The organism is Spirosoma sp. (genome assembly GCF_026391055.1).
Lineage (GTDB): Bacteria > Bacteroidota > Bacteroidia > Cytophagales > Spirosomataceae > Spirosoma.
The window spans coordinates 315,663-342,423 of the sequence record NZ_JAPLET010000015.1; the positions used below are offsets into that span (position 1 = coordinate 315,663).

The following is a 26,761-nucleotide window of genomic DNA, read 5'->3' on the forward strand; positions in this document are numbered from 1 at the left end:
TCGGCATAGTCTGTGACTATGTCGTGGCGTTATCCGGTCTCTGACCGGCGTAACTGAATTGCTTAGTACACCGGTCAGAGACCAGATAACACCCGAGCGTAGTTTATAACTACGCTCATCGCTGGGAATGTAGCGCGGATCCTTATCCTTTTACTTCGTCGACGTCAGCAACACGCTCTTTTCGGCGGCTCCGTGGGTGAATTCGGTTTTGGTACGAGCTTTGGATAAGTCGGTGTTGGTGACGCTGATGGCCTGGCTGCGTTCACCGTCAATCGAGAACAACACATCGGTATTGGCCGGGTACTGAATATTGTTGAACGTTAGGTTGCTACTGTTCGTAACGCTAATGACGGGCTTCGTCGATGTCGACAGCAGGTTTATGTTATCGAGCCGGATACCGCTGGCATCGACCAGTTCGACGCCTTTCTCCGTTTCGAGAACCATGTTGGCCATAGCGATCTGTTGAATCGCCATTTCGGGCAGACCACGGACAAAAATGCCTTTCTTCGCACCGGTGCAGACGATGTTTTCGAAGCGCATGTTTCGGAAAACGGGCGTACCTTCATTCACCACAGGACGTTCGTCGCGCACCCCGTCCGTCGCGAATTTGACGAAGTAGTACATGTCGAAAAAGATGGCTTCCTGCGCGATGTTCTTCATGAAAATATCTTTGGCATAGATGTGCTCGACCACTCCGCCCCGCCCGCGAACCGACTTGAAACGCAGGCCCTTATCCGTGCCCATGAACGTGCAGTTGGAAACGAACAGGTAGCGGGCACCTCCGCTCATCTCGCTGCCTACCACAAAGCCACCGTGACCGTTGTACACGGTGTTGTTCCGGATAATGCCGTTTTCGGTGGGCATGCCCCGCTTTCGGCCTTCCTCGTCTTTGCCGGATTTGATGCAGATTGCATCGTCGCCCACATCGAGCGTACAGCCTTCGATGAGGAAGTTTTTGCAGGATTCGATGTCCATACCATCCCCGTTGTGCGCGTACTCCGGGTTTTTGGTGGTTACATTGCGAAGGGTCAGGTCCTGGCACATCAGCGGATGCAGGCACCAGGCGGGCGAATTCTGGAAGGTGACGCCTTCGAGCAGTACTTTCTTGCAGTTGGTGAGTACCACCAGATTCGGCCGTAAAAAGTCTTTCATATCGGCAAAATCCTGGGGCGTTTTTCCCGATGCCAACAGCATACTCCGGTTTTCGGTGCTGGCTTTTTTGAACTGCTCACTCGGGTACCAGGTCTTGCCGTCGTCTTTCAAAACCCCGCCCGATTCTACTTTTTCCTGCCACTGGCTTTCGGTGAGCTGGCTTTTATGCACCGCCCGCCATACATCGCCGTTCCCGTCCAGAATACCCTGACCCGTAATGCCCACATTTTCCAGATTCGTGCCCGATACCGGCGACTGGTTGCGGGCCGCGCGTTTGCCTTCGTACACGCCTTCTACCAGCGCGTACTGGCTCTTGTCGGGGGTGAACAGCAGCGTAGCGGCCCTTTTGAGGTGCAGGTTCACGTTGCTTTTCAGAACAATGGGTCCGGTGAGCCAGATGCCTGCGGGGACCAGCACCACGCCACCGCCTTTCTGGCTACAGGTCGAAATCGCCTTATTAATGGCCTGTGTATTGAGGGAAACACCATCGGGTTTGGCACCGAACGTTGTGATATTGATCGTGTCGCGCCGGAACGTCGGCTGAACAATTTTGGGCAGGTTCGTCCAGCTATAGGTCGGTTTAGGTTGTGCCGTTGCCGAAAAGCGGGTCAGCAGCGAACCGATAACGATGAGGCAGATTGCGTGTTTGGTCATGTTGTTGTTTTTTGGTGCTGTCAGTTTCTCAAAACTGACAGCACGATGCACGATAGCACGACAAGCGTAACCTGACGGCTCTGTTGGATGTAAAAACTTCGGGCCAGACTAGTGCCTGACCCGGACGATTCTGTTGGCTATTGATAGCCCTGATTTTGTGTAAAATCGCTTTTGTTGGTCACGGCGTCCAGCTGGGTTTGTGGAATGGGTCGTAATACCTGGAAGTCCTGCAGGTTGATGGCATTGTCGGGTGCATAGGCCCGGATGCGTTCCAGCAGCTTACCCGTCCGTTTCAGATCGAACCAGCGAATCTGCTCACCGGCCAGTTCGCGGGCGCGCTCGTCCAGAATGAAATCGAGCGTTACCTGAGCCGGGTCGATCTGCATGGCGGCCGCTTTGCCGGGTTTGGCCGCCCGCGTGCGCAGCACGTTGATGTAGTCGGCGGCAGCCTGTAGATTACCCAGCTTCATTTGCGCTTCGGCGGCAATCAGGTATACCTCGGCGAGCCGGATCACGAACACATCGCGGGCACTTTGCGCTTCGTTCAGACTGGCGCGGGTAGGGTCCATAAACTTCGACAGACTCGGGTAGCGCAGGTTGTCTTTCACCGTTCCGTTGGCGTTGTAAATTTTGCTTCGGTCGTAAATCTGGTACTTGCGCGTAGCCTCGAACGCATCCGGTATTTCGAGCCGGGTGCAATACACCGCCGTATCACCCAGGTTCATACCCGCCGGACGCGAAGTCGCATTGGCCTTCCACACCTCGGTAAATGAGCCTTCGTAGCGGGCGTCGTTTTCGCTGTACAGGTCCAACAGAAAACGGGTGGGCATGTAGCGGTTAAAAGGGCGTCCATTGGCAATATCCCGGATCATGCCGGGGCGGTCGTCGTACTTCATCAGGAACAGCAGGTGGGCGTTGTTGCTGCCCCGACTATGGCCATATGGGTTGAAGGTCGAGTTAACCAGGTCGTTCAGCACCAGGTTGGTCGAATAGTCCACAACGTAGATAGCCTCTTTGGTTTTGAGGTTACTCATCTTCCAGAGGTCGGCGTAGTTGGTTTCCAGTTTGTAGCCGTAGTTACCGGTCAAAACAGCCTGTGCCGTTTCCAGGGCTTCTTTGTTCATGCCCCGCGTCAGGTACATACGGGCCAGAAACGCCTGCGCGGCTCCTTTGGTTACCCTGCCATATTGGGGTTGGGTAACGGGCAGATTGGCAGCGGCAAATTTCAAATCCTCAAAAATCAGGTTGTAAAACGTCTCTATGGGCGTTCGGTTGGCCGTGGAGATGATGCCGTTCGTTTCCTGCGTGGTAAAGTGAACGCCACCCCAGGTTTCAACGATATGCCAATAGTAGAAGGCGCGCAGAAACCGGAGTTCCCCTTCCCGGACAGGCCGCAGGGTAGCCGACAAACCCGCGTTGCCGATGCGGCTGATGCCCCCGTTACAGAGGTTGATGGCGGCATAAAACTCCCGCCACTCGTTGCTGAGTGCACCATTACTGCCCTGAAGGTTCAGGTACTGGGTCAAATCGCGGTAGACCTCGCCTGAACCACTCGTCCAGATATCGGTACCCGTTTCGGCAATGTTATAGCCTTCCTCTTTGCCGTACCACCACCGCTGATAAGTATAGGCGGCATTGACCAGCGTTTCGAAGCCTTCGGGCGTGGTATACACAGTCTCTGCGGTCAGGCCGCTGGGGTTGTATTCGTCCAGCACATCTTTACACGCGAAGAGCGTGCAGAAAGACAGCAGTAATAACCCCGTTCGCATTAGGAATGAGTTCATGTTGACTAAAGTTTTTGGGTTATAAATTGACGTTCAGGCCGAAGACGTACAGTTTGGTCATGGGGAAGTTCTCCGAACCACCCCGCTCGGGGTCGTAATTCAGCTTCGTGAAGGTGACCAGGTTCTTACCCGTTACGTACACCCGCACGCCCCGAACCACCTTGGGAAGTACTTTGACCGGTACGTTATAGGCCAGCGTGATGTTCCGAATCCGGGCATAGGTGCCATCCTGGTAGCCCAGCGTCGAGAGGTATTTCAGCCCGCCGTTCTTGTTGGGGCGTGGATAGGCATTGGTTGGATTCTCGGGCGTCCAGTAGTCCAGCCCCGCCGTGCTGTTGCCAACCCCCTGCTGGTCGAACCGCGCCGACCGGTCGGAGTTGATCATCTGGCCCACGCGGGCATACAGGAATACATTCAGGTCGAAACCCTTGAACTTGATGGTGTTGTCGAAGCCGCCACTCCATTTGGGGCGGGGCGTTCCCAGAATGATCCGGTCGTTGACGGCGTCGATCTTGCCATCGTTATTCTGGTCTTTCACTTTGATCTCGCCGGGTAGCTGCGTGGGTGCGAGTTTGGCCGCCAGATCGGCTTCCGACGTCTGCCAGATGCCTAATTTCTCGTAATCATAATACACGCTGATGGGCGAGCCAATGAACCAGCCGTTGCCAATGTCGTTGGAGCCGGTGACCAGCTCGGTAATTTCCTCCTTGTTTTTGGTGAAGGTGACGTTGCTGCTCCAGGTCAGGTTCTGGGTCCGGATGTTGGTGCTTCCCAGCGACAGCTCAAGCCCCCGGTTTCGGGTTTTGCCGATATTCTGCTTCACCGTCGTTACGCCGGTCGTTGGCGGCAGGCCCCGGTCCAGCAGCAGATCGGAGGTGCGGGTGTCGTAATAGTCGAGCGATGCGTTGACGCGGCCGTTGAACAGGCCGAAATCCAAGCCCACGTTTTTGGTGTTCGATAATTCCCAGCCGAGGGCGGTGTTGCCCACGTTTCGGGAGAAAGTATAGGCCGGCGCGGAGATGTCATCGTACCCAAAGGCCAGCCGGGTTAGAGTTGTCTGGGTCGCGTAAGGGCCGGACGGGTCGTTGCCCGCCACGCCGTAACTCGCCCGGATTTTGAGGTCGCTCAACCCTTTTATGTCCTGCATGAATTTCTCTTCGATAACCCGCCACGCAAAAGCCGCCGACGGGAAGAACGTCCATTTGTTACCCAGCGCGAGCTTCGACGAACCATCTTCGCGGGCGGTCAGCGTGAGCAGATACCGGTCGCGGAAGGCGTAGTTCAGGCGGGCGGCAAACGATACCAGGTTATTTTTGGAGAAAGCCGAATTGATCTTGATCTCCTCCGTGGCGCTGCCCAGCGAGTAAAATAACTGCGAGGGCAGCAACTGGTTGACGCCCGAAGCCGCCGAGTTGTCGGAGGTGTTGCCCAGGTAACTGGCAATGCCCGTCATCGTGAGGGCGTGCTGGCCGAAGGTTCGCTGGTAGGTCATGACGTTCTCCCAGTTCACGGTGCGGCCGTTGCTGGTGTTGTACGTTGCCAGCGATTTGCCCGTTAGCGAGCGGTCGATGGATTTGGGCGATGAATAGGCCCCGTCGCGTATGGAAGCCAGGTTGACGCCCAGCGTACTTCGGAACGAGAACCCTTTGAACGGCGTCAGTTCGAGGTACCCATTGGTCAGCACCCGGGTGGTCAGCACAGAGTTATTGAACACATTGGGCTGCTCGTCGGATAGGGGATTGGCCGTCTGTCCGTCGAGCATGATAAAATTGAAATTGCCGTTGGCGTCGTAGAGCGACCCCAGCGGGCTGATCTTGTTGGCCTGGTTGAGCGGGTCCCGACGCACGCTCTGGTTATAATACGTCAGCTGGCTCTGCAGTCCGATTTTCATCCAGTCGTTAATCGTGAAGTCAACATTAAGTCGGCCCGTATAGCGGCTCAGTTCGTCCAGCTTCAGGATACCTTTCTCGTTGAAATAGTCGACCGAAACGTACGATTTCAGCCGGTCGGTGCCCGAGCGGATACCCACCTGGTAATTCTGCTGAAGTCCGTTGTGAATCAGGGCATCCTGGTAATCGGTCCAGAGACCTTTTTGCAGGGCGTCGTATTCGGCTACGTTGGTGAAAATGGCGGCATCATCGGCGGGGCTTTTCCAGATACCGGCGGCCCGCCACGCTTCCCGTTTGAAATCCCGGAATCCAATAATATCCATCGCCTTCGGGTACATCGTCACCTGCGAAATCCCGGAATAGGCGTTGAACGAAATATCGGGCTTACCCAGTTTGCCTTTCTTGGTCGTGATCAGAATAACCCCGTTCGACCCGCGCGACCCGTAAATAGCCGTAGACGACGCATCTTTCAGCACATCCATCGTTTCGATGTCGTTGGCGTTGATATCCTCCAGGTTGCTGTACTGGATACCATCCACAATGATCAGCGGGGAGTTGTTGCCGCCAATGGAGCGGTTCCCCCGGATGGAAATGTTGATCCGCGCCCCCGCCTGACCGCTGCTGCGGGTGATGTCGGCCCCGGCAATCTTACCCTGCGCGGCTTCGAGCACGTTGGAGGTCGGTACTTCTTTCAGTTGCTCACTTTTGAGCTGCACCACCGAGCCGGTCAGGTCTTTTTTGCGAACGGCCCCGTAGCCGATGACTACGACTTCGTCCAGCGAACTCACATCGGGTACCATCGACACATTGACCGTTGTCTTGCTCCCAACCGCCACATCCTGGCTCTGGTAGCCAACAAAGGAGAAGGTCAGCGTAACGGCGTTACCGTCCGGCACCGTGATTTTAAACTGCCCATTGGCATCCGTAGTAGAGCCACGGTTCGAGCCTTTGATCACGACACTCACGCCCGGCAAGGCCGCGTTCTTCTCGTCGGTCACCGTTCCCGACAGGGCGCGGTCGGCGGCTTCAGGCGCGGGCGTTACCAGCGAATGTGCGTCGGCATCGCTTTCCAGCACAATCTGACCGCCCACCATCCGGTAGCTCAGCTTCAGGGGCCGGAGCAGTTCGGTAAGTACGTCGGCCAGCCGTTTATCGCGGGTGGTGAACGTGATCGGGCGGTCGACACCAATCGACTTCGAGCTATAGACGAAGCGGGCCGTTGTTTGCTGTTCGATTTGCGCCAGCACCACGCGGAGCCGCTGCCCTTCTACATGCAGGGTTACGGGACGGTTCATTAATTCCTGCGCCTGGCCATCGAAGGCAAACGAGAAACTCGTACAGGCGATCATCAGGAAGAGTTGGATAAGCGAAAGATTCATTAATCGGGGAAGTAGATCGGCTGGCCAGCCGGGAAAGCCGCCGGTAGGCACAGGTAGTCTTTTTTTCATACCTTTAAGGGTTTTGTTAGATAGGAAATCGGCAAAACGATCCGGCTTGTCGGGGTCCGATTCGCAGTCGGTCCGATGCACGTCAGGATTCAATAACGCTGGTTCATGTTGACGCATGACCAGCGTCTTTTTTTATAATTCCGGGGTACTGAAAACGGCTAGTGCATAGGCATGGAAGTAGGAGAGTGGATGAACATGTAATGACCGGACCAACTACTCAGTACAGCTTTTTCCGCTGATCAGGATGGTCGTTCCCTGAATTTTATAGGTTGATTTCAGTGCCGCGCAAATAATATCCAGCTGTGTGTATAGCGGCTGATCGGTTAGGTTGGCCGTAAGCGGGCAGCTTTTTTGCTGGTCGTTTTCTAACTCAATATCAATTCCATACGCCTGTTCAAGCCGCGCCAGCACATCCGTCAACGGGGCATCGTCGAACACCAGCGAGCCGGGCTTTTTTTCGGTTCCTGTGGGCTGAATGACTTTAGGCGTATCGACCAGACCCGTTACAAAGTGCTGCTCGTCGGCAAAGAAGGTGGCGGCCTGATTGGGTGTCAGGAAAACGCCGTTTGCCGACGTCTGTTTTTCCGATTCCTGCTTGTACACCGTAACGCGTCCGGTAACCACTTCGACACGTACTTTCCCCGATTCGGCTTCGGTGCGGACGAAGAAACTCGTGCCGAGTACTTTGGTGACGACCTCGCCGGTATGCACGTAAAACGGGCGGGAGGGCATCTTCTGAATCGAGAAAAAGGCATCGCCGGTCAGGTAAACGGTGCGTTTATCGGCGGCAAAGTGTTTGGGAAACCGAAGGGAGCTTTTGGCCGACAACTGAACAACGCTGCCATCTTCCATCCGAATTTCTACAGACCGCGATGATGTATTGGATCGGTCGATCCAGCCGGTCTGCTCATTGGTCGATGGTGCCTGACCGGGCAGCAGATTCCGGATGGGCTGGCTGAGGTAAAACCAGCCGCCAATGAGCAGCAGGGAAGCTGCTAGGCCCAGCCAACGGTACCGGACCCGTTGCAGGGGTACAATGCGCCCCTGTTCAGGGTCTTCGCTGGTATCCATTTTTTTTTGGATCTGATTCCAGAGACGCCCTTCGAGTTCGTCCATGTCCAGTTCCTCGCCGGATTCGCCGGTTTCTGTTTCCAGCAGGCCGTACCAGTGTTCAACAAATCGCTTCTCCTGGGGTGTACATTCTCCCCGGAGGTATTTTTCAAGGAGTTGCCTGAACGTCTTCCGACTCATGACTCTGTAGTAATGGTTTCTACAAGCTAAGTCAGTGAAGGGAGCACTTAACCGCAAAGGGTTTTATTAATTCTTTGAAAAGTTAAATGCTTAGTGGCTTAGAGGCTAATTTTTCTTTATAAAGTTATACGGTGTTGTGTTGTGAAAGGGGAGATGTTGGGGTAGGACAATTGTAGGTATGGGCGGGGCGGGTTAACTGCTATGCTGGGGAGTCTTCCGGCTCCTCAAATATCCATAAACAGCATAGTCAGCAGTCCGGTCAGGAGGTAATCGCGGAGGTAGACGCGCAGGGATTTGATGGCCTGGCTGATGTGATACTCGACCGTTCGTTCGGGGACTTTCAGGCTAGTCGAAATTTCTTTTACGGATTGGTATTCCAGTCGATTCAGGCGAAAAATCTGGCGGGTCTTTTCGGGGAGGTCGTTGAGTTGCTGTTCAACGGCGTCCATTAGCTCATCTAGATCGAGTTGTTCGTCGGTGGCGTACGATGCGTCGTTGTAATGGACGTAGGCGTAATCGGCGTGCTTCTCCTTTACCAGTGTAGATTTAATGTGATTGATACAGGCATAACGTACCGCCGTGAACAGATACGCATCTAACTGATCAATTTGCAGCGACTCCCGGCGTTCCCACAGACGGAGAAAAATGTCTTGAACAAGTTCTTCAACGGCATCCAGCGCCTGAATTTTATGTCGGGCAATGCTGAAGAGTTTCTTCCAGTAGCGCAGATAGATTTCCCGGAAAGCGTTCTCATCTCCAGTTCGTAGATACAGCAGCAATAGTTCGTCTGGAAGTGATTTGTAATTCACGGCGTTGAGAGAGAATTATAGGCTCAAACTAACTACACTGTTTGGCTGAAAGGGGTGGGGGCAAATTGCACTTTTCTGATAATTGCAATAGCACATAGCGGTCTGCCCCTTTCTCTTTCCTCTATTAATCTCTGCTCATTTGTTAAATATTGCAACTATTTACTTGATTATTTCTATGCAATCGTTGCCGGGAACGATGCCAACGGTCGGATTATACCGGTTTGAGGACCAATAAAGAGAAATTGTATTTGAATGGCTACTTAGAAGTTTTGTTAGTTTTGGCTGGCTGTTTTGGATTTTTTCATGGGTCGTTAGCTTAACGGACAAACGCCATATCTTCAAGATATGGCGTTTGTCCGTTAAGCTAACGACCCATAACGAGCCTTGTCTGAGCCGGAGCGTTCTGCGCGTCGAGCAATTGAACATGGAGCGAACTGGCTTTATAAACGCTTCGGTCAATGGCCAGCGTAATGGTGTGCACTCCCTGCGAGAGATCGGCCAAAAGGCCCCGGTCGGTTAGTTTGCCGGGTTTCTGATCGACCCAGGCGCTAATACCAGCCGTGTTGTTCAGCGCCAGATTGATATTGCCTTTGCTTACCACTTCCAGATCGAACCGGACGATGCTGTAAGGCTTATTCGCATTTGTGATAACGGGCAGTTCGTCAATCGGCAACTCGCCGGACACTTTACTGTAAGCCGATTGCAGGGCGAGCTTGGTATTCTCCTTTACAACAGCGCCCAGCCCTTCGTCCCGAAGTTTTTTGGCAAGGTCCTTACTAGTCGAAACGGTGTTCCAGCGACGCACAAACCGCTCTGTAGGCACCCGGAATTTGCCCGATTCGCCCATTTTCGAGAGGAAGCCCACTAAGTCAATAAACTCCTGTTTGTCCAGACTGGCCGTCAGTCCTGCAGGCATTAGCGAACCCGGTACTTTCTCGATAACGCTCACCTGACTTTTAGGAACCGACACTTCCTGACCCGACACATCGCGGATCACCAGCTCGGCGGTGCCGTTGCTGACTAGATACCCCATCAGTTCACTACCGTCTTTTTTTGCGATGCGCTGTAGTTCGTAGCCTTCCTTGATGGACTGGTTCGGGTAAAGGATCGACCGGGTGATGGTTTCGATGGGTGAACTCGTGCCCAGACTGCTCAAATCCGGCCCGATTCGTCCCCCGGCACCGCCAATGGCATGGCAGGTCTGGCACGACAGGCTGCTTTTTCGGAATATCATTTCTCCCTTCACCGGGTCGGCGCTTTCCCTGACAACGCTGGCCAGTCTGGTGATTTCCTGCGCCGTTAATTCCTGCGGCATTTTCTCGGCTGGCAAAACCCCACCCGATGCTTCAAACGCCTTTGCCAGCAGTTTGACATCGGCATCGTTGCGCCGGTTATACGGTACGCCACGCTGCATGAGCTGCCGGCCGATCATGGCGCGTTTCTCTGGGATTTTGCGGGCTGTCAGTTCATCCGACAAGGCTTTGGTGCCCGGCTTGCTGCTCAAAAATGCCTGGATAAGCTCGGCTACATCAGTTTGCTCCGGCAACGTTCGTAGCAGGTCGGCGCTAATCCGGGCAGCTTCGGGGGCATTGACGGACACCAACTGAGCGGCTGCGGCCAGTCGTAGATCGGCCGGGCTTTTGGGGCCTGTCAGACCCGTTAGCGATTTCCAGGCGTTATTTTTATCCGTAACAGCCAGTGCACCGAGGGCGGCTTGCCGACGATTTTTGTCGCCCTTCTGAGCCAGAGTTACCAGTGTTCCATTTAGTTCGGTCAGCTGCCAGAGCCCAATCAGCCGGATCGCACTGGTGGCAACCGCATCGTCGTCGCTGTCGACGAAGTCTGTAATCCGGTCCAGGTTTCCGGCTGGTTTAACTCCCCGCCTAGCGGCTTCTTCCAGTGTACCAAGCACCAGGGCTACTTCGCTGGCCGGACTGCCTTTAACCTGTATCTCTTTTTCGAACAGACCGGTTAGGTCAGCCGCACTGCCGAACTTCGCAATCGACCCGAGCACGTCCTTCTGGTAGTCGGTCGGCACTTTACCCTGCTGATATAATTGCCTTAACTGGGTAACGGCCTCCGGACTGCTGGCCGATTTCAGCGCAAAAACAGTCTTCCGGGCGTCGCCCAGAAAGTTGGGATCTTTCTTCAGGCGGGGTGCCCAGAGGGGCTCTGCTTCGCGGACGGTTTGCCAGAGGGCATAATCCAGAAATTCGTCCATTGGATTATCCAGTACGGACAGGGCCGTTCGGGCGGCTTCGGGCGTTTTTATATTTCGCAGCGCAATAACGGCTTCCATACGTACCTGCGGATGCTTATCGGCCACCGCTTTCGTGAGCAACGCGGGCATGTTGGCTATTTTCGTGTGCCACAGTTCCAGTGCCCGAAGGGCTGCCGCCCGCGCTTTATGACTTTGGGCATTCAGCAAACGCAGCAGCAGCGGTTCGTTGACCACCTCAAGGGTTTGGTAGGTCCAAAGGGCTTCGAGCAGATGGTGTTCGTATTCGGTATCTGTTTTGTCCAGATTCTGCACCCATTTTTCGAGGGCCGGTATGACTTCGGCGGTACCACGCGCTTTGAGAATCTGTTTTGCCTGCGAACGGGTCCAGTCTTCGGGGAGTTTCAGCGCGTCGAGCAGTTCGTTGACCGACGCTTTTGTTAACGGAGGGCGTTTGACCAGCGGACGGTTCTTCGCCACAATGCGCCAGATACGGCCGTGCTGCTGATCCCGGCGCGGATCGTGAAAATCGACTTCGCCATGCTGAATAATTGGGTTGTACCAGTCGGCTACGTAAATGGCGCCATCGGGTCCCACCGAAATATCGACGGGCCGAAACGCGACATTATCGGTCCACAGTAAATCCTCAACCTGTTTGGAAGCATATCCGCTGCCCTGTTCTTCCAGCCGGAACCGGTTGATGCGGTTGGCCCGGAAATCATTGGTAATGACGTTGCCCTGCCAGGATTCCGGCAGGTGCCGACCTGAAATCACTTCCAGTCCGCTATGTTTCGGTTGTCCCGGATTTAGTCCGCGCAGGATGCGGGCTGCTCCCGGCGAGGTTACAAACGTAGCCCCCGGAAAGGCGTAGTTGATGCCTTCGCCCCCGGCGCCATCGGTCAGGAAGGATTGCCCCCAGCGGTCAAACTGCAACCCCCAGGGATTGATGAGCCCTTTGGCGTAGATGTCCAGTTCGAGGTGTTTGGGGTTTAACTGCCAAACGCCACCGCCTTCCAGCCGCTTGATGCCCGAGGGCGTTTCGACGTGGCTGTAGATGTAAATGGACTGGTTGAAATACAACAGCCCCTCGGGACCCCAGCGAAAGGTATGGATAAGGTGGTGCGTATCGGCGGTGCCGAAACCGTTTAGAATCCGACGTTTTTTATCGGCTTTGCCATCGCCGTCCGTATCCATAAAGTGCAGGATCTCGGTGGAGTTCGCGACGTACACACCGCCATCGCCGGGGAGAATTCCAGTGGGGGTGAGGAGGCCTTCGGCAAAAATGGTTGATTTATCGGCTTTGCCGTCGCCATCGGTATCTTCCACGACAAAGATCTTGTCGTTGGCCTGTTCACCCGTTTTCAGGTGCGGATAAGCGGTGCTGCTCACCACCCACAAGCGTCCTTCGGCGTCCCAGTTCATCTGAATGGGTTTGGCTACCAGCGGTTCGGCAGCAAAGAGCGTTACCTCAAAGCCGTCGGCCACTTTAAAGGAGGCCAGTTCACGTTTCGGGTCGGGGTCTGGAATATCGTTTTGGTTGTCTGGATTGACCGCCGACGTGATGAGCAGCACAGCAGAAACCGTGAAGAATATATAGAGAAAGCGCAGAGACCGGGCGGTTTTTATGACGTTCATACTACTTTAACGGGCTAAGTTGATACACGCTGGCAGCGGGCTTGCGGCTTACCGCAATCTGCCCCTCCAGCCACTTGATGAGAATACTTTGTTCTTCGAGCCCTTTCACATGCCGCCCCTGCTCGTAGGAGCGGAAACCCAGAATATAGGTCGTGTTCAGCGGGCGGTACTGGAAGAAAAACAGGTCGTTCTTCTTTAAAATCATCTGGCGCAACTCCCGGACCTGTTCGAACAAACGGCCCTGCCGGAGTTCGATGCCGTTGGCCCAGTCGCTGGCGGAGGCCGTTACCAACGTTTCAGTATCCGCCGTGAGGGTATAGAAGCCCTTTTTCAGGCCCGTTATTTTGAGCAATGGCCCGTTGTTGGTAACAGGTTTATCGTCGGCGGGGAGGGGGAGCGGCAAAAGTGTTTCGTCGATGGCGAATGTGAGGGCGGGTTCTCCCTTTGCAGCAGGTAGGAGTTTAGCCGATCCGGTGGTTACCCCGGCTTGTTTACCAGCGGTAATCGTAACGGGGGTGAAGCGAGGTGCCAACCCCAGCCGCTGTTCGAGGGTAGTGGTCAGGTAATAATAGCCTGTTTCGTTGAGGTGAATCCCATTATCGGTAATGACTGTCTTCCGGCCGATTTCCTGAATTGGGTTGAACAGGTCGATGTACCGTTTGCCCCGCTGAGACGCCAGTTTGGCCATGGCTGCTGCGTAGGTTTCGAGCATGGCGTTTCGACTGGCCACGTTTTGGGTCAGATCGGTGGTCAGCACCGGAATCGGCGACAGCAGGATGGCTTGCGCACCAAGCTGGTCAATTTTGTCGAGGAGTTTGGTTAGTCCCTCCGTGAAATACCCGAGACCAGCCTCGCCGTCCTGCGCTTCGATACCGCCGTAGGCCAGAAAAACCAGCGTGGGTTTAGCTTTGGTGAGACTCTCCATCAGCAGATCGTAACCCGTAGGCGGATTGGTAATGGTGCTTCGGGCAATGCCGTAGACGTTATCGCCCGTCCAGCCGAGGTTGCGGAACGTAATGTCACGGTCGGGCCAGCGAGTGCTTAGCGCCAGTTCGAGATACCCGTACTGAAAGTCATTTTCGAAGAGTGAATTTCCCAGAAAAACCACCCGTTCACCGTTCTTCAATTCGAAGGAAGAGGTTTGGGATGCTGTGGTTTGTTGAGGAGTAGTCTGAGCAACCGACAATCCGCAACTGAGGGAAAGCAGCACGAATATCGTATACCCGAGCGCGGCTAATACCTTACGCTGTCTCATGCATTTTTGGGTTAACGTGAACAAGGGGTTGACCAGCACCAAAACGTGCTGACGTAGTACCTGAAATAAGAGTAGACCGCTAAAGTCTTACTCTAACCGGACCATAAAATATAGCAGGGAACCGGACTAACGTATACCGGTTTTGAGGGATTGGGTTGTACTGATTGAAAACCACCCTTTTTCCACTATTTTTAAGCCTTACACTAAATCAGGCAACTATGAAACGCTTTTTCGTGATCGCACTGCTCCTCAGTCCGTCGATGCTCTGGGCACAAACCGGGACCTATACACTCAATGGGAAACTTGCCGGTGTAAAAGCCCCTGCCAAAGCGTATCTGCGCTATATGGAGAGCGGGACGGCCAAAATGGATTCTGCCCAGATTCAGGACGGAGTTTTTGCGTTCAGCGGAAAGGTCGTTACTCCTACTCAGGCAACGCTTTTTGTCGATAAGCTCGGCACCGGTTTTAGCCGGAACCGGCCTATAGCCGCTGTGGCCGTATACCTCGAACCTGGTACCATTACCCTAGCCAGCCCCGACTCGCTCGAAAACGCTCTTGTGAGCGGTACGCCCCTCAACGCCGATCTTCAGAAATTAACGGCCCTGCTCAAACCGGCTTCGACCAACATGGCGCAGCTAATGAAAGAATACCGGTCTGCCAGCCCGGAACAGCGCAAATCGAAGGAGTTCGAAGAAAGTCTGGACAAACGCTACGAAGCGATTGAAGCCGAGCAGAAAAAAGTAAAAAGACAGTTCATTCTGGCGAACCCGAACTCAGTGGTGAGTCTAAACACCTTGCAGCAATACGATTATGCACCCGACTATACCGAAGTAGGCCCGATGTTCGATGGCTTAGCGGAGTCGCTGAAGACGAGCGAAACCGGAAAAGCGTATGCTAAAACCCTCGCCATTGCCAAAGCCACCTCGGTAGGGGCAATGGCTCCCGAATTTACCCAGGCCGATACGGCGGGCAGGGCGGTGTCGTTGAGCAGCTTTCACGGAAAATACGTGCTGGTCGATTTCTGGGCAAGCTGGTGCGGCCCCTGCCGACAGGAAAACCCCAATGTGGTGAAAAACTTCCATCAGTACAAAGACAAAAACTTTACCGTGCTGGGCGTTTCGCTCGACCGGCCAACGGCGAAAGATGCCTGGCTGAAAGCCATTCATAAAGATGGGCTGGACTGGACGCAGGTATCGGACCTCAAATTCTGGGATAATGAAGTAGCCAAGCAGTACGGCGTGCGAGCCATTCCGCAAAATTTCCTGATTGGGCCTGATGGTAAGATTGTTGCAAAAAATGTTCGGGGCGAAGCGTTGGGGAAAAAGCTGGAAGAAATCCTGGCGGCAAAACCATAAACCTGCTACAACTTTTTCATTGCCATTCATCCACATACTACCCGCACTGGTTAACGCCCCGGCGGGTAGCTCTTTTTAATACCCTCATGATTTTACCGACCGAAACGGCGATCAAACCAGCCATTCAGGAAAAATTTGAACACCTCTGGCACCTCGTCGGCAACACGCCGATGCTGGAGTTATTTTATACGTATAAAGGCCAGCCCCGTTCGCTCTACGTCAAGTGTGAACATTATAACCTGACGGGGAGCATGAAAGACCGCATGGCACTGCATGTGCTCCATCAGGCGTATCGGGAAGGCAATATAAAACCCGGCGACCGGATTGTGGAAGCCACCAGCGGCAGTTCGGGCATTGCCTTTTCGGCGGTAGGCCGGGCGCTGGGACATCCCGTTACCATTATCATGCCCGCCGGGATCAGCCAGGAGCGGATCGACATTATCCGGAGCCTGGGGGCCGATATCGTGCTGTTCACCAAAGAAGAGGGTGGATTTATGGGTGCCATTCGCCGGTCGGAGGAGTTGGCGGCCAGCGATCCAACTGTTTTTCTGCCCCGGCAGTTCGCCAATAAATACAATGCCGACGCCCACCGCCTAACGACAGGTAAGGAAATCTGGCTTCAGCTCCAGAGCGTCGACATTACGCCCGATGCCTTTGTGGCGGGCGTAGGCACCGGCGGAACCGTGATGGGGGTGGGGCGTTACCTGAAATCCCGCAAACCCGACATCCGCATCCACCCCCTCGAACCCGCCGAATCGCCAACCCTCTCGGTAGGACACAAAACCGGAACGCACCGGATTCAGGGGTTTTTCGACGAGTTTATCCCCGATATTCTGAAACTTAACGAGCTGGACCACATCGTACAGGCCAATGACGGCGACTCTATTCTGGTGGCGCAGAAACTGGCGGTGCAGCTTGGCGTAGCCGTGGGCATTTCGTCCGGTGCCAACCTGATTGGTGCCATCAACCTGCAAAACGAAATGGGGGCTGATGCCCGCGTGGTGACCATCCTCTGCGACAGTAACAAGAAATACCTGAGTACGGATCTGGTACGGGAAGAGCCCATCAAGTCGGGCTATGTCGCCCCGCACATAGAATTTACGGACTATCGTCCCATCAGTCGTCTGCTCGTGGGACGGCCGGGCGTTTTCTGATTTGGTGGTGGGCGTTGGGCCTAGTCTGTGACTATGTCGATCGTCCAGTGCCACCACCACAGGTAGATAACCCGGCACCAAAATAAACCCTCGCCTATTCATCACAGGCGAGGGTTTCTAGTTCAAGAGGAAGGTTTGTTGTTTACTTAACCGCAATCTGGCGGCTAGGTGCTTCGGGTTGTTGAGTCGAGATGGTAATATTTTGTGACTTCGTTTCGACACCATTGGTGATTTCGACTTGATAAACGCCATCGGGCAGTTCACTTAGGTTCAGACGAGTCCGGAACTTGCTTTCGTTTTTGCCGACGCGCTGGGTGAACAGGACTTTTCCATCTGCACCTTTCAGGAGAATATCAACGGCACCACCGGTTTGTTTGTCGAGGGCGATATTCAATTTGCCATCTACCGAAGTATACATGGCCGACTGATAAGCCGCAACGTGCGCTGGACGGCCAATGGGTTTTGCTTCGCTAAAGGTGGCAGCAGATGTAACAACGGCTAAAGAAAGAGCTAAGGCGAAGGATTTAATGAGCGTTTTCATGATTTTTATGTTTTAGTGTTTTGAGTTAAAAGCGAGTCGGGTTATTCCCGATTGGTGAAACAAAGATATAGGCTAGGGATGGTACTATGTAATACAAACTACTGGAACGGTTGTTCAGATGGATGAGTGGACGAAATATTATTTGCCTGATTGAATGGTACATCCCGCAGCGCCGATTGAGCCGGTTGCTTGGTCACCAGAGTAGGGCTAAAATGAAAGGAGCTTCTTCGTTACAGCGATGAATAGACCGTATAGTAAATAGTATATAAGATGTTCATGTGACTGGTCCGTTACAAGGCAAACGAACGTCAATATGAAAAACGCTCTATTCTTATGCCTATTTACTGTGTCGGTTGGTGCTATGGCGCAACGGCTGGATCATAACGATATTCCCAAGCCGTATCAACAGGGAACATGGCTGGTGGGGATTCAGGGTGGTTACTCAAATGGTAACCTTATGAAGAATTACCTGATCTCGCACGCGCAGGGAGGATATTTTGTTGCCGACAAACTGCTAATCGGATTAAGCAGTACCCAAAGTTGGGAGTGGATCAGGAGTGCTCATGATAATATACTCGCGGTGGGTCCTATGGTCCGGTATCAATTTACCCGGACTCGTATTTCTCCCTTTCTGACGGCTGCTTATCAGGTAGGTAGTCGGAAAAGCGGAAGTTCAGAGATTCAGGCAACAATCTTGCTGCCACAGCCGAATGGTTCGACAACAACCGTCACGCTACTAGCGCCCAGTTTCCCCAAAACAGTTTATTCGCGCTCGTTTGGTGCGGGTGTTACTATTGGCATTACTCCTGCACTAAAGCTTGATGCACTCATTAGCTGGCAGGATAAAGTCTATAAGGCTGACGATGGGTTGTATTCGTATATGGGGGTTTATCAGCCTCAATTAGGGCTCAGTTATTTACTTGGATTATAAAACCGACCGTCGATGCGTCGACGGTCGGTTTTATAAGTAAAATTATTACGGCTTTTCGCTGGCTGCTTCACTGCCGCTGGCCGGAGCTAGTGAGTTGATCCAGGCGGCAATTTTCAACGCGTCAGGTTTAGGAACCTGTGGCATAGGCGGCATCTCGGTAGCGTATTCGGGCCAGTGCTGGGGTTTGGGATTGTAGATCAACTCCACAATCTGATCGTTGGTGTACTTGCGTTTGGCTACGTCGGCGAAGGCGGGGCCAACCTGCCGTTTGTTGGCCTGGTGGCAAGCCGAACAGGTGTGGCGAGTAAGCAAGCCTTTTACTTCGTCGTAGGTGGGCGCTTTCGCCATTGTCACCGCCTGGCCACCTACCAACTTAGGCTTAGCGCCCGTGGTAGCTTTAGCGGGGGCAGCTTTCTTGCCTGCTGCGGCTGGTGTTGTTGCGGGTGCAGTAGCCGGTGTGGCAGCTGAATTTTTTGTGCTTACCTCGCTCATGGCCAGTTTCTCACCCGTTGGGATGTTGTTCAGCGTATAATAGGCAATCGGATGAACGAGTGAATACGATCCTTCAACGCCACGAACCCCATCCAGCGTTAACTGGTGGATGTAAAACTTCTTCAGGTCGCTAACGATCAGACGCGCTTTCATACCATCGGCCGATACCTTTACACCTTTGAGCGGTAAGGCTTCTTTATTGATGGTCGGGCTACCGTAAACGGCGTGATATTTATAGAGGAAGCTTTCGACCCGGTACGAGGCCAGATCTTCAGCCGATTTGCGGTCGACGGGTTTCGTGAACTCGATTTCAAACCCATCAGGCATGGCTTTCACGGTGCGCATTTCGAAGGGCATGGCACCGTTCCAGGCTACCCGCTGCAAGCCGTCATTCGCTTCACCAGCCGAACCCCAGCCCCGGTTGGTTTCACCCACGAACAGCGAGCCATCTTTGGCAAACGCCATCCGGAGCACACCCGACCGGAAGCCGTTGCGGAATTCGATGGCACCGCCCTGGTACTCACCGTTCACTTTTTCCATGAACACCCGCGAAATTTTGCTCATGCCCTGGTCGCCCACCAGCAACTGCCCCGAAAACGGCCCAAAGGCACCGTCCGGAATTTGCAGGATTTCGGAGTTCGAAATACCCAGAATACCGTGAGGAAGCCAAACCGCAGGCGTCTGAACGTCGACGTTCGGGAACATTTCTTTCAGATTGTAGAAAAGAGTCGGCGTTTCGTTGACCACGTTTTCGGGTTTGATAGCCCGGCCGTTTTCATCCCGCCGACGACGTTCGTCGATCTTGGCAACGAACTGTTCGTTGGTGAGTTTAACGGGTGAGTTGGCCAGGCCGGTCCAGCGCAAACCCGCCGGGTGACCCGTAAAGGCACCATTCTTGACGTGGAAAATCCCGCCGGAGCCCATCCATTCGCCCTGATTGTCGCTGTAGAAAAGTTCACCTTCGTAGATGCCCAGTCCGCAGGGAGAGCGCATACCGGTTGCCCAGGGCTGCATGGTGCCATCTTCGCTGATTTTCATCGTCCAGCCACGCCAGGGGACACGGCTTTCGCCCCGCCACCACTCTTCGTCGCCGAAGGCTACGTTGCCCGTTACGAAAAACTTACCGTCGGGAGCAATCTTCGGTCCGAAGCTGTATTCGTGGTAGTGCCCCGACAAAGGCCAGGCATAAACCGTTTCGAAAATATCGGCCTTCCCGTTTTTATCCGAGTCGATCAGTTTGGTCAGCTCCCCGCGCTGTGCGCAAAAGAGGGCACCGTCCTTGTAAGTCAGGCCCAGAATTTCGTGCAGGCCCGACGCAAACTTGCGGAAAAAAGGTTTGCGGCTAGTTGGGTTTTCAATGATCCAGACATCACCCCGACGCGTGGCAACGCCCACACTACCATCGGGTAGCGTTGTCAGGCCGCCCACTTCGAGGAGCGTTCCTTCCGGAGCGGTTACTTTCAGAATCTTGAAGAAATCCTCTTCCTTCGGCGATTCCTGAGCCATGGCTGCCGTGAGGGAAGCCGTGGCGAGTAAAGATATAAATAGCTTTTTCATCTGATAATGGATGGGAACGCGGATCGAACGAATTTTATCTGCCTAATTCGTTCGATTGACATTCCTATTAAAACAGGATTGAGTAAGTGACTTTTCCTTTGACCGGTACGATCAACTCCTGCCGGCCGTTGGCATCTCGTATAGTTGGCTTCGCGCCCGCTACATCGTCGATGCGCAGGTACTCCTGCCCGTCAACGAGATACATACCGTTTTCCATGGGTGTAATGCTGGCACCGCTGATCAACCGGGCGTAGAGGTCGCCCGCCGGATTGGCGATGGTCACTTCCCGCTGAACACCTTTCCCGTCGGCCAGCACCCGGATTTTGTCATTGACTGACGAGCCGTAGCTCTGGTACCGGAACGTTGGCCGGTCGCTTTCGTCCAGTACATATCCTTTGGGCCGGTAGCCGGAGCCGGTGGTATCGGCCGTCCAGGCGGCTTGTGGTGAAGCCAATTTACTCAGGAAAAGCATGGGAGCACCCAGCCGCTGCACCATACCCATTGGCCGGGAGGAGCCGTCGCCCCGGTCGTGCCACATGGGTGTCGCATCCAGGAACATGCCGCGCCAAACCTGTACCAGTGCGCCTTTATCCAGATCGTACGTATAATGCACCTGCTCGGGGCTACCTACCGAAATGGCATGAACCACACGAAGCGTACGGCCCTGCGTGTTCTTCTCACCGGGCATGTCCATAAAGCTCCGGAGAACCGTGTTGCTGGGGGCATCGACAATGATCGGGTCGACCTCATCGCCGTTGCTACCCGCGCCTTCGCTGATTACAAACTCCCGAACACCCGGTCCGGCTACAGTAAGGCCGAGAGCAGGCTGTGCCCAGTCGACAAATTTGGAGTAGAACAGCTCAAAGGGAAGGTCACCTTTGGGCAGTGTTGCTTTACCCGAGCCATTCCAGCCGCCAGGCGCAACCACTACCTGGTTATTGATCTTCAACATGCCACCGCCCCCCGGAGCGCCCAGGTTAAAGCGGTACTCGCCGGGTTCTGACACGCGTAACGTACCCGTGTACCGAATCAGAAACTCATTGGGAATCCGGTTGACCGATGCCGACAGTACTTTCGTTGCTCCTTCCGATTCCGGCGCTGTTTTATCGTAATCGGGTTCTTTTTCGTACTTGCCTTTGTAGACGGCGTATTTCAGGTTGAGCAGTTCGGGCCGGGGTTTGTCATACGATACATAGCGGATGTTCCGGAAGGCCACTGCGCCATGATCGCCCTGAATGCGAAGAGGACCAACGGCTTTTTCGTCGGCAAACAGCGAACCCCGCGTTGGGCCGGTCAGTTCAACATCGTCCTGAATGGGTACACCGTTCAGCTCAATCCGGATAACACGGCCATTTTCGGTTTTCTGACCGTTAGCGTTAAAGCGAGGGGCCTGAAACGAAATCTTCATATGCTGCCACAAGCCAGGTGCACGGCTGGCATTCTGCCGGGCTGCGTGCCCTTCGTAGCCTTTCTGCCCTTCGGGGCGTTTGTCATCCCAGCGTTCATAAACGCCACCATTGTCGTGTACGTTGGGGGTACGAATATCCCAGCTATCGCGCAGTTGGATTTCGTAGCGCCCCTGTAAATACACACCTGAATTGGACTGCGACGCCATCATGTAATCGAATTCCAGGTCTACATCACCATGTTGCAGGGTCGTGACCAGATCGTACTTATACGGAACCTTGGGGTCATCGGGCATCTTTGCCAGTGGAATATTGGCCAGAATACCGGTGCCCTTATCGGTAATGAGCGTATTGGTTTTGTTCAGATCGGCGCGAACGGTGCCAACAATACGCCAGTTGGGCGTTGGAGAAGTGAACGCACTCAAATCATTGAGCGGAAGCGGGATGCCGGGAGCCGGAGCGGGTTGGGCCATTGCCAAACCGAGACTGAGGGCCCAGCCAGCGCTCAGCAGCCAGGTAAAACGGGCTGTAAGAGGTGGGGTTACCATGAGACGGAGAAAAGAAGTTTTGAAGGTTGAAATTACATTTTTTCCGTGTAAAAGACTGCTAATTGACATTTACCCTATCTTTGAACGTTAATTATGCAAAGGCATTAACCCGAAACATTTTCCATGAAAAACGTACATTTATCGCTGGCTGTCTGCGTTGGTATCGTTAGTCTTGCTCTGTCAAATCAGGCTCAGGCCCAAACTCAGCCCAGCAAGCAAACTCCCGAATCGACCGAAATCTGGGAGCCCGTTCCTCCCGTTGTTACACCCGGTACGGTTACCGCCAACACCAGCGGCATCACCCCACCTTCCGACGCAATTGTGCTGTTCGACGGTAAAAACGCCGACGAGTGGGTAGCCATAAAAGGCTATTCGCCAGCTAGTTGGGAAAAGACGAACGAAGGTCCGCTGAAGTGGCCCGTTACCGACGGTGTTTTGTATTCGACCAAGGGTTTTTCGGCCCGTTCGAAAAAAGAGTTCAATGATTTCCAGCTTCACCTGGAGTTCAAAACACCCGAAAAAGTTGAAGGAAACAGCCAGGGCCGGGGTAACAGCGGCATCTTCTTACAGGGTCGTTACGAGTTGCAGATACTCGACAACTACAACAACCCTACCTACGTAGATGGTATGGTTGGTTCGATCTATAAGCAGACTATCCCATTAGCGAACCCTAGCCGTAAGCCCGGCGAGTGGCAGACCTACGACGTCATCTATCAGGCACCCAAGTTTAATAAAGCCGGTATGATGACCGATTACGCCTACGTGACCGTATTGCTCAACGGCATTTTGGTACAGAACCATGCTGCCATTCGCGGTACCACCGAGTACATCGGCTACCCAAAAGTGCAGCCACACGGTGCCGGTCCAATTCTGTTGCAGGATCACGGCAACCCGGTTGGTTTCCGGAACATCTGGGTTCGGGAGTTATAGAAGTAACTCTGCGTTGACCATTCAGTAAGTGCCCCCGGTAGTGCCGGGGGCTTTTTTGTACTAGTTTTTATACCTACTGGTTTTAATCTGTACCTAGTTTTACCACGTAATACAGGTTGAAACTAGATACGGGTTAAAACCAGCAGGTATAACTTATCAATCAACAGACTATGCGTTTTTTTGCTTTCTTGATTTTCCTGATCGTTGTCTCTGCGGCCTGCTCGACAACAACGGTTTACATCGTGCGTCATGCCGAAAAAATGAACGAGACGGACACTACCGATCTGACACCGGCTGGTTATGCCCGGGCAGCTGCACTGGCCGAAACCCTTGCCGACAAAAACATCGACTCGATCTTTTCAACGCCCTATTACCGGACTCGCCAAACGGCGCAGCCACTTGCCAAACGTATTGGCGTTCCCGTTGTCGATTACCCGGCCAAACCTACTGACGCCATCGTGGAGCGGGTTAAAATGATACGTGGCAAAACGGTGCTGGTGGTCGGGCACAGTAACACGATTCTGGAAATTGCCAGAGGCCTTGGTGCCAAACCGACGATAGGAAAGATTGAGTCCGGCGATTTTGATAACCTCTTTCGGGTAATCATGCACCGTGGGCCGTTTCGTAAGTCCGTTTCGTTCGTTCCGACAACGTACGGCCAGCCAACAGCGCCTTAGGAGTAAATAAAAAAACCAGACAGCATTTTGCTGTCTGGTAGGGTAAGCGTTCTTTATATTCTTACTTCGCCTGATCGGTGAAGTCGACTACGGTAACATCGGCCAGCCAGGCACCAACGATGCCGCCAAAGGCTTTATGGGCAGGATGGGGCAGGTAAGCGTCCCGGTCTTTCTCGCTGTCGAAAGTCAGGATGAATGCATGCGTCAAGCCTTTATTCAGGTTTTCGGGGCTGTTATTGGTTCCCCATTTGAATCCTTTGATTTCTTTGATCTGCGAAGGCAGTGCTTCGAAAGCGGCTACGATCTCTTTCACCTTAGCCGGTGTTGTTTCCGGCTTGAACTTAAACAGCACGATGTGCTGAACAGAAGTGCTTTTCATTTTTTTGACTGGGGGTTCCTCGGTTGGTGTATGAGCGTACGTTGTGATTGAGAGCAACGAAAGTAAGGCAATGGTCAGAAGAGATTTCATATGGCGATTATGGGTTTGAACACAAAAGGTAAAAAAAGTGCCGCCCTACTATGGGGCGGCACGCCTTTGAACCGCACGGGCGGTTCGGATTAAGCTAATTTCGCCTGTAAATTCGTGTCCAGCGCGTCGAGGAAATCTTCGGTGTTCATGTAGTGCTCACCGGCCGTTAGCTTCGTGCCGACGGGATAAGCCGACAGGGCCAGATCTTTCGTCATTTTGCCGCTTTCAACGGTTTCTACGCAAACGGCTTCGAGCGCGTTAGCGAAGTCGATCAGAGGCTGGTTGCCGTCGAGTTGACCACGGAAAGCCAGACCACGCGTCCAGGCGTAGATCGAAGCGATTGGGTTGGTCGACGTTTTGTTGCCTTTCTGATACTCGCGGTAGTGACGTGTAACGGTACCGTGGGCCGCTTCGGCTTCCATCGTCTTGCCATCGGGCGTAACCAGTACTGATGTCATCAAGCCCAGCGAGCCAAAACCCTGCGCAACGGTATCCGACTGAACGTCGCCGTCGTAGTTTTTGCAGGCCCATACAAAGTTACCTTCCCATTTCAGAGCCGAGGCAACCATGTCGTCGATCAGGCGGTGTTCGTAATGCACTTTACCGGCAAACTCAGCGTCGTAGATTTCCTGGAAAATATCCTTGAAACGACCGTCGTATTTTTTCAGGATCGTGTTTTTGGTCGAGAGGTATAACGGCCAGTTTTTCTGCTGGGCCATGTTGAAACAGGCTCTGGCAAACCCACGAATCGACTCGTCGAGGTTGTACATACCCATGGCGACACCAGCGCCGGGGAAGTTGAATACTTCGTATTCTTGCACCGTTCCGTCTTCACCTTCGAATTTCATGGTCAGTTTACCCTTGCCCGGTACCAGGAAGTCCGTGGCGCGGTACTGATCACCAAACGCGTGACGACCCACAATGATGGGGGCTTTCCAGTTGGTTACCAGTCGGGGTACATTGTTCATCACGATAGGCTCACGGAAAACCGTACCGTCCAGAATATTGCGGATCGTGCCGTTAGGCGATTTCCACATCTGCTTAAGGTTGAACTCTTTAACGCGATCTTCGTCGGGGGTGATGGTAGCACATTTGATACCGACACCGTATTCTTTAATGGCATTAGCCGCATCAATCGTTACCTGGTCATTGGTTTCGTCGCGATACTCGATGCCCAGATCATAGTACTTGATGTCAAGGTCAAGGTAAGGAAGGATCAGCTTGTCTTTAATGAATTTCCAGATGATACGGGTCATTTCGTCGCCATCCAGTTCGACAACCGGATTTGCCACTTTAATTTTTTCCATTTGACTTGATTATAAACGATTGAAAACGATACGAAAACTTGGGTGCAAAAGTAGTGAATCTCGCCTAAACATGGGTACTTCCTATCTAGTGGCTTGGTGAATGGCCTTGCCTACCAAATTAAAAAACCGTATTCAGGTAGTAACAAGTTTTTTTAACCATCAATTGTATCTACTGTCGACCATCTTCTTTAGCATAGAGTTTGCCTGGTTCCAGAATGGCCAAATTCGCCTGCATCATCTTCAGTGGCTATCATACGCCCACTGTCGGTTGTTCTGGCATAGGGTAGGCTTTTATAAATTGATGATTACTCATCTACCCTGTTCATCATGCGACGAAAACGGTGGCAAATGCACATAATATGATGGTTATTAGTAATTAAAACACAGTCGCACATTTGTTATATTAGTAACTTTTATGGAATTTAATGTATACAAGCATCTATACTTTACAACACGAGCTTAGACGTGAATATATAATATGAAATAAATATCATTTGATTTATGAAAAGAGAACGATTATTGCTTCTTGTTAAGCTCTATATCCTCTGTTCAATATCTATTTTTGGACAGGCCCCATCAGGCATATTAACCTATCAGCAAATCACCGCTTTTGCCGATACTGCCAAGCGATATGCCATTCCGTTTGAACTACGATTTAATCAGCATCAATCTGTAACTGTTGCAACGGGTGTAATTAAAAAATTAAACCCGATGGATTCTTCACAGATAGTATTTTACAAATCCAGGAGCAATATAAGCCCATACTGGGTATACAAAGATTTACTTACCAATCGAATTATATCGCATCAACAGGCCGATATGGAATTTGTATACGTCGACGATACGTTAACGCCTATCGACTGGAAAATTATCAATCAGTTTCGGACAATTGGGGGATGAAATGCCAGAAAGCCGAAGCAACAACACGCGGGCGGTTTTATACGGCCTGGTTTACAACCGAGATACCCGTAAGCACTGGCCCCTGGAAATTACATGGGTTACCCGGACTGATTCTGGAAGCTTACGATAACAAAGGTGCGGTTACGTTTCAATTCGAATCCTTACGAATGCCGGCACCTTCAGGTACTATTATCGATGTTCCTGCCCGTACGCCCGGTAAAAAAATTTTAACGGAAAAGACGTTTTGGGAGCGTCATAAAGAAAACAACAGCAGGTTCGATAAGATGGCAAGTTCGCAACCGGGTATGGAAGGGTCACAAATAAAAACAGAAGTTAAAGGTATTGAAGTCCCTCCTAATCCCTGATAAACCTTGCTTAGGCTCTATAGTAACTGGTTCA

At 52.9% G+C, this 26,761-nt stretch carries 19 protein-coding genes; 7 read left to right on the forward strand and 12 right to left on the reverse strand.

Features of this window, described 5'->3' with window-relative positions; translation table 11 throughout:
* Positions 1 to 150: 150 nt before the first annotated feature.
* From NT073_RS06960 to NT073_RS06990, 7 genes are all read right to left on the reverse strand, one after another.
* Positions 151 to 1,806 carry a glycoside hydrolase family 28 protein gene (locus tag NT073_RS06960; RefSeq protein ID WP_297370820.1) on the reverse strand — a complete coding sequence of 552 codons (1,656 nt, stop codon included), beginning with the start codon at positions 1,804 to 1,806 and terminating at the stop codon, positions 151 to 153.
* Between the two features lie 137 nt (positions 1,807 to 1,943).
* A complete protein-coding gene (locus tag NT073_RS06965; RefSeq protein ID WP_297370821.1) occupies positions 1,944 to 3,590 on the reverse strand; it encodes a RagB/SusD family nutrient uptake outer membrane protein in 1,647 nt (548 codons plus the stop codon).
* 19 nt (positions 3,591 to 3,609) lie between these two features.
* Complete coding sequence (locus tag NT073_RS06970; protein ID WP_297370823.1) at positions 3,610 to 7,044, reverse strand: TonB-dependent receptor; 3,435 nt, start codon at positions 7,042 to 7,044, stop codon at positions 3,610 to 3,612.
* 96 nt (positions 7,045 to 7,140) lie between these two features.
* Positions 7,141 to 8,178 (reverse strand): FecR family protein, encoded by a 1,038-nt coding sequence (locus tag NT073_RS06975; RefSeq protein ID WP_297370825.1) that lies wholly within the window; start codon positions 8,176 to 8,178, stop codon positions 7,141 to 7,143.
* A gap of 224 nt (positions 8,179 to 8,402) precedes the next feature.
* The gene (locus tag NT073_RS06980) at positions 8,403 to 8,987 is read right to left on the reverse strand and encodes an RNA polymerase sigma-70 factor (RefSeq protein ID WP_297370827.1); all 585 of its coding nucleotides are present in this window, start codon (positions 8,985 to 8,987) and stop codon (positions 8,403 to 8,405) included.
* Between the two features lie 364 nt (positions 8,988 to 9,351).
* The gene (locus tag NT073_RS06985) at positions 9,352 to 12,840 is read right to left on the reverse strand and encodes a PVC-type heme-binding CxxCH protein (protein ID WP_297370829.1); all 3,489 of its coding nucleotides are present in this window, start codon (positions 12,838 to 12,840) and stop codon (positions 9,352 to 9,354) included.
* Position 12,841: 1 nt separating this feature from the next.
* Entirely contained in the window at positions 12,842 to 14,095 is a 1,254-nt protein-coding gene (locus NT073_RS06990; RefSeq protein WP_297370831.1) for a GDSL-type esterase/lipase family protein, read from the reverse strand.
* A gap of 218 nt (positions 14,096 to 14,313) precedes the next feature.
* On the opposite strand from NT073_RS06990, the gene NT073_RS06995 reads away from it, so the two are divergent.
* Positions 14,314 to 15,450, forward strand: a complete 1,137-nt coding sequence (locus tag NT073_RS06995) for a TlpA disulfide reductase family protein (RefSeq protein ID WP_297370834.1) — start codon at positions 14,314 to 14,316, stop codon at positions 15,448 to 15,450.
* An 86-nt stretch (positions 15,451 to 15,536) separates the two neighbouring features.
* Positions 15,537 to 16,604, forward strand: a complete 1,068-nt coding sequence (locus tag NT073_RS07000) for a PLP-dependent cysteine synthase family protein (protein ID WP_297370837.1) — start codon at positions 15,537 to 15,539, stop codon at positions 16,602 to 16,604.
* Between the two features lie 142 nt (positions 16,605 to 16,746).
* On the opposite strand, the gene NT073_RS07005 is transcribed toward NT073_RS07000, so the two are convergent.
* The gene (locus NT073_RS07005) at positions 16,747 to 17,145 is read right to left on the reverse strand and encodes a hypothetical protein (RefSeq protein ID WP_297370839.1); all 399 of its coding nucleotides are present in this window, start codon (positions 17,143 to 17,145) and stop codon (positions 16,747 to 16,749) included.
* Between the two features lie 313 nt (positions 17,146 to 17,458).
* On the opposite strand from NT073_RS07005, the gene NT073_RS07010 reads away from it, so the two are divergent.
* Positions 17,459 to 18,076, forward strand: a complete 618-nt coding sequence (locus NT073_RS07010) for a hypothetical protein (protein WP_297370842.1) — start codon at positions 17,459 to 17,461, stop codon at positions 18,074 to 18,076.
* A 45-nt stretch (positions 18,077 to 18,121) separates the two neighbouring features.
* Here NT073_RS07010 and NT073_RS07015 read toward each other — a convergent pair whose 3' ends face one another.
* Positions 18,122 to 20,125: a c-type cytochrome gene (locus tag NT073_RS07015; protein WP_297370845.1), complete on the reverse strand. Its 2,004-nt coding sequence runs from the start codon at positions 20,123 to 20,125 to the stop codon at positions 18,122 to 18,124.
* 67 nt (positions 20,126 to 20,192) lie between these two features.
* Positions 20,193 to 22,079 carry a family 16 glycoside hydrolase gene (locus tag NT073_RS07020; RefSeq protein WP_297370848.1) on the reverse strand — a complete coding sequence of 629 codons (1,887 nt, stop codon included), beginning with the start codon at positions 22,077 to 22,079 and terminating at the stop codon, positions 20,193 to 20,195.
* A gap of 123 nt (positions 22,080 to 22,202) precedes the next feature.
* Here NT073_RS07020 and NT073_RS07025 point away from each other — a divergent pair, with 123 nt between their 5' ends.
* Both NT073_RS07025 and NT073_RS07030 read left to right on the forward strand, forming a co-directional pair.
* Positions 22,203 to 23,009 (forward strand): DUF1080 domain-containing protein, encoded by an 807-nt coding sequence (locus NT073_RS07025; protein WP_297370851.1) that lies wholly within the window; start codon positions 22,203 to 22,205, stop codon positions 23,007 to 23,009.
* A 170-nt stretch (positions 23,010 to 23,179) separates the two neighbouring features.
* On the forward strand, positions 23,180 to 23,686 hold the full coding sequence (locus tag NT073_RS07030; RefSeq protein ID WP_297370854.1) for a phosphoglycerate mutase family protein: 507 nt from the start codon (positions 23,180 to 23,182) through the stop codon (positions 23,684 to 23,686).
* Between the two features lie 61 nt (positions 23,687 to 23,747).
* On the opposite strand, the gene NT073_RS07035 is transcribed toward NT073_RS07030, so the two are convergent.
* Entirely contained in the window at positions 23,748 to 24,155 is a 408-nt protein-coding gene (locus NT073_RS07035) for a Dabb family protein (protein WP_297370857.1), read from the reverse strand.
* 89 nt (positions 24,156 to 24,244) lie between these two features.
* Positions 24,245 to 25,462 carry an NADP-dependent isocitrate dehydrogenase gene (locus NT073_RS07040; protein WP_297370860.1) on the reverse strand — a complete coding sequence of 406 codons (1,218 nt, stop codon included), beginning with the start codon at positions 25,460 to 25,462 and terminating at the stop codon, positions 24,245 to 24,247.
* A 501-nt stretch (positions 25,463 to 25,963) separates the two neighbouring features.
* On the opposite strand from NT073_RS07040, the gene NT073_RS07045 reads away from it, so the two are divergent.
* Both NT073_RS07045 and NT073_RS07050 read left to right on the forward strand, forming a co-directional pair.
* The gene (locus NT073_RS07045) at positions 25,964 to 26,362 is read left to right on the forward strand and encodes a hypothetical protein (RefSeq protein WP_297370863.1); all 399 of its coding nucleotides are present in this window, start codon (positions 25,964 to 25,966) and stop codon (positions 26,360 to 26,362) included.
* Complete coding sequence (locus NT073_RS07050) at positions 26,359 to 26,727, forward strand: GLPGLI family protein (protein ID WP_297370866.1); 369 nt, start codon at positions 26,359 to 26,361, stop codon at positions 26,725 to 26,727. Before NT073_RS07045 ends, NT073_RS07050 begins: the two co-directional genes overlap by 4 nt.
* Positions 26,728 to 26,761 lie beyond the last annotated feature (34 nt).

Bases quoted from the DNA above. Each gene is read 5' to 3' on its own strand.
- NT073_RS07025 (WP_297370851.1), top strand. From the start codon at position 22,203: ATGAAAAACGTACATTTATCGCTGGCTGTCTGCGTTGGTATCGTTAGT.
- NT073_RS07050 (WP_297370866.1), top strand. From the start codon at position 26,359: ATGAAATGCCAGAAAGCCGAAGCAACAACACGCGGGCGGTTTTATACG.
- NT073_RS06960 (WP_297370820.1), bottom strand. From the start codon at position 1,806: ATGACCAAACACGCAATCTGCCTCATCGTTATCGGTTCGCTGCTGACC.
- NT073_RS07035 (WP_297370857.1), bottom strand. From the start codon at position 24,155: ATGAAATCTCTTCTGACCATTGCCTTACTTTCGTTGCTCTCAATCACA.
- NT073_RS06970 (WP_297370823.1), bottom strand. From the start codon at position 7,044: ATGCGTCAACATGAACCAGCGTTATTGAATCCTGACGTGCATCGGACC.
- NT073_RS06990 (WP_297370831.1), bottom strand. From the start codon at position 14,095: ATGAGACAGCGTAAGGTATTAGCCGCGCTCGGGTATACGATATTCGTG.
- NT073_RS06975 (WP_297370825.1), bottom strand. From the start codon at position 8,178: ATGAGTCGGAAGACGTTCAGGCAACTCCTTGAAAAATACCTCCGGGGA.
- NT073_RS06985 (WP_297370829.1), bottom strand. From the start codon at position 12,840: ATGAACGTCATAAAAACCGCCCGGTCTCTGCGCTTTCTCTATATATTC.
- NT073_RS07005 (WP_297370839.1), bottom strand. From the start codon at position 17,145: ATGAAAACGCTCATTAAATCCTTCGCCTTAGCTCTTTCTTTAGCCGTT.
- NT073_RS07000 (WP_297370837.1), top strand. From the start codon at position 15,537: ATGATTTTACCGACCGAAACGGCGATCAAACCAGCCATTCAGGAAAAA.
- NT073_RS07020 (WP_297370848.1), bottom strand. From the start codon at position 22,079: ATGGTAACCCCACCTCTTACAGCCCGTTTTACCTGGCTGCTGAGCGCT.
- NT073_RS07040 (WP_297370860.1), bottom strand. From the start codon at position 25,462: ATGGAAAAAATTAAAGTGGCAAATCCGGTTGTCGAACTGGATGGCGAC.
- NT073_RS06965 (WP_297370821.1), bottom strand. From the start codon at position 3,590: ATGAACTCATTCCTAATGCGAACGGGGTTATTACTGCTGTCTTTCTGC.
- NT073_RS07015 (WP_297370845.1), bottom strand. From the start codon at position 20,125: ATGAAAAAGCTATTTATATCTTTACTCGCCACGGCTTCCCTCACGGCA.
- NT073_RS07045 (WP_297370863.1), top strand. From the start codon at position 25,964: ATGAAAAGAGAACGATTATTGCTTCTTGTTAAGCTCTATATCCTCTGT.
- NT073_RS06995 (WP_297370834.1), top strand. From the start codon at position 14,314: ATGAAACGCTTTTTCGTGATCGCACTGCTCCTCAGTCCGTCGATGCTC.
- NT073_RS07030 (WP_297370854.1), top strand. From the start codon at position 23,180: ATGCGTTTTTTTGCTTTCTTGATTTTCCTGATCGTTGTCTCTGCGGCC.
- NT073_RS07010 (WP_297370842.1), top strand. From the start codon at position 17,459: ATGAAAAACGCTCTATTCTTATGCCTATTTACTGTGTCGGTTGGTGCT.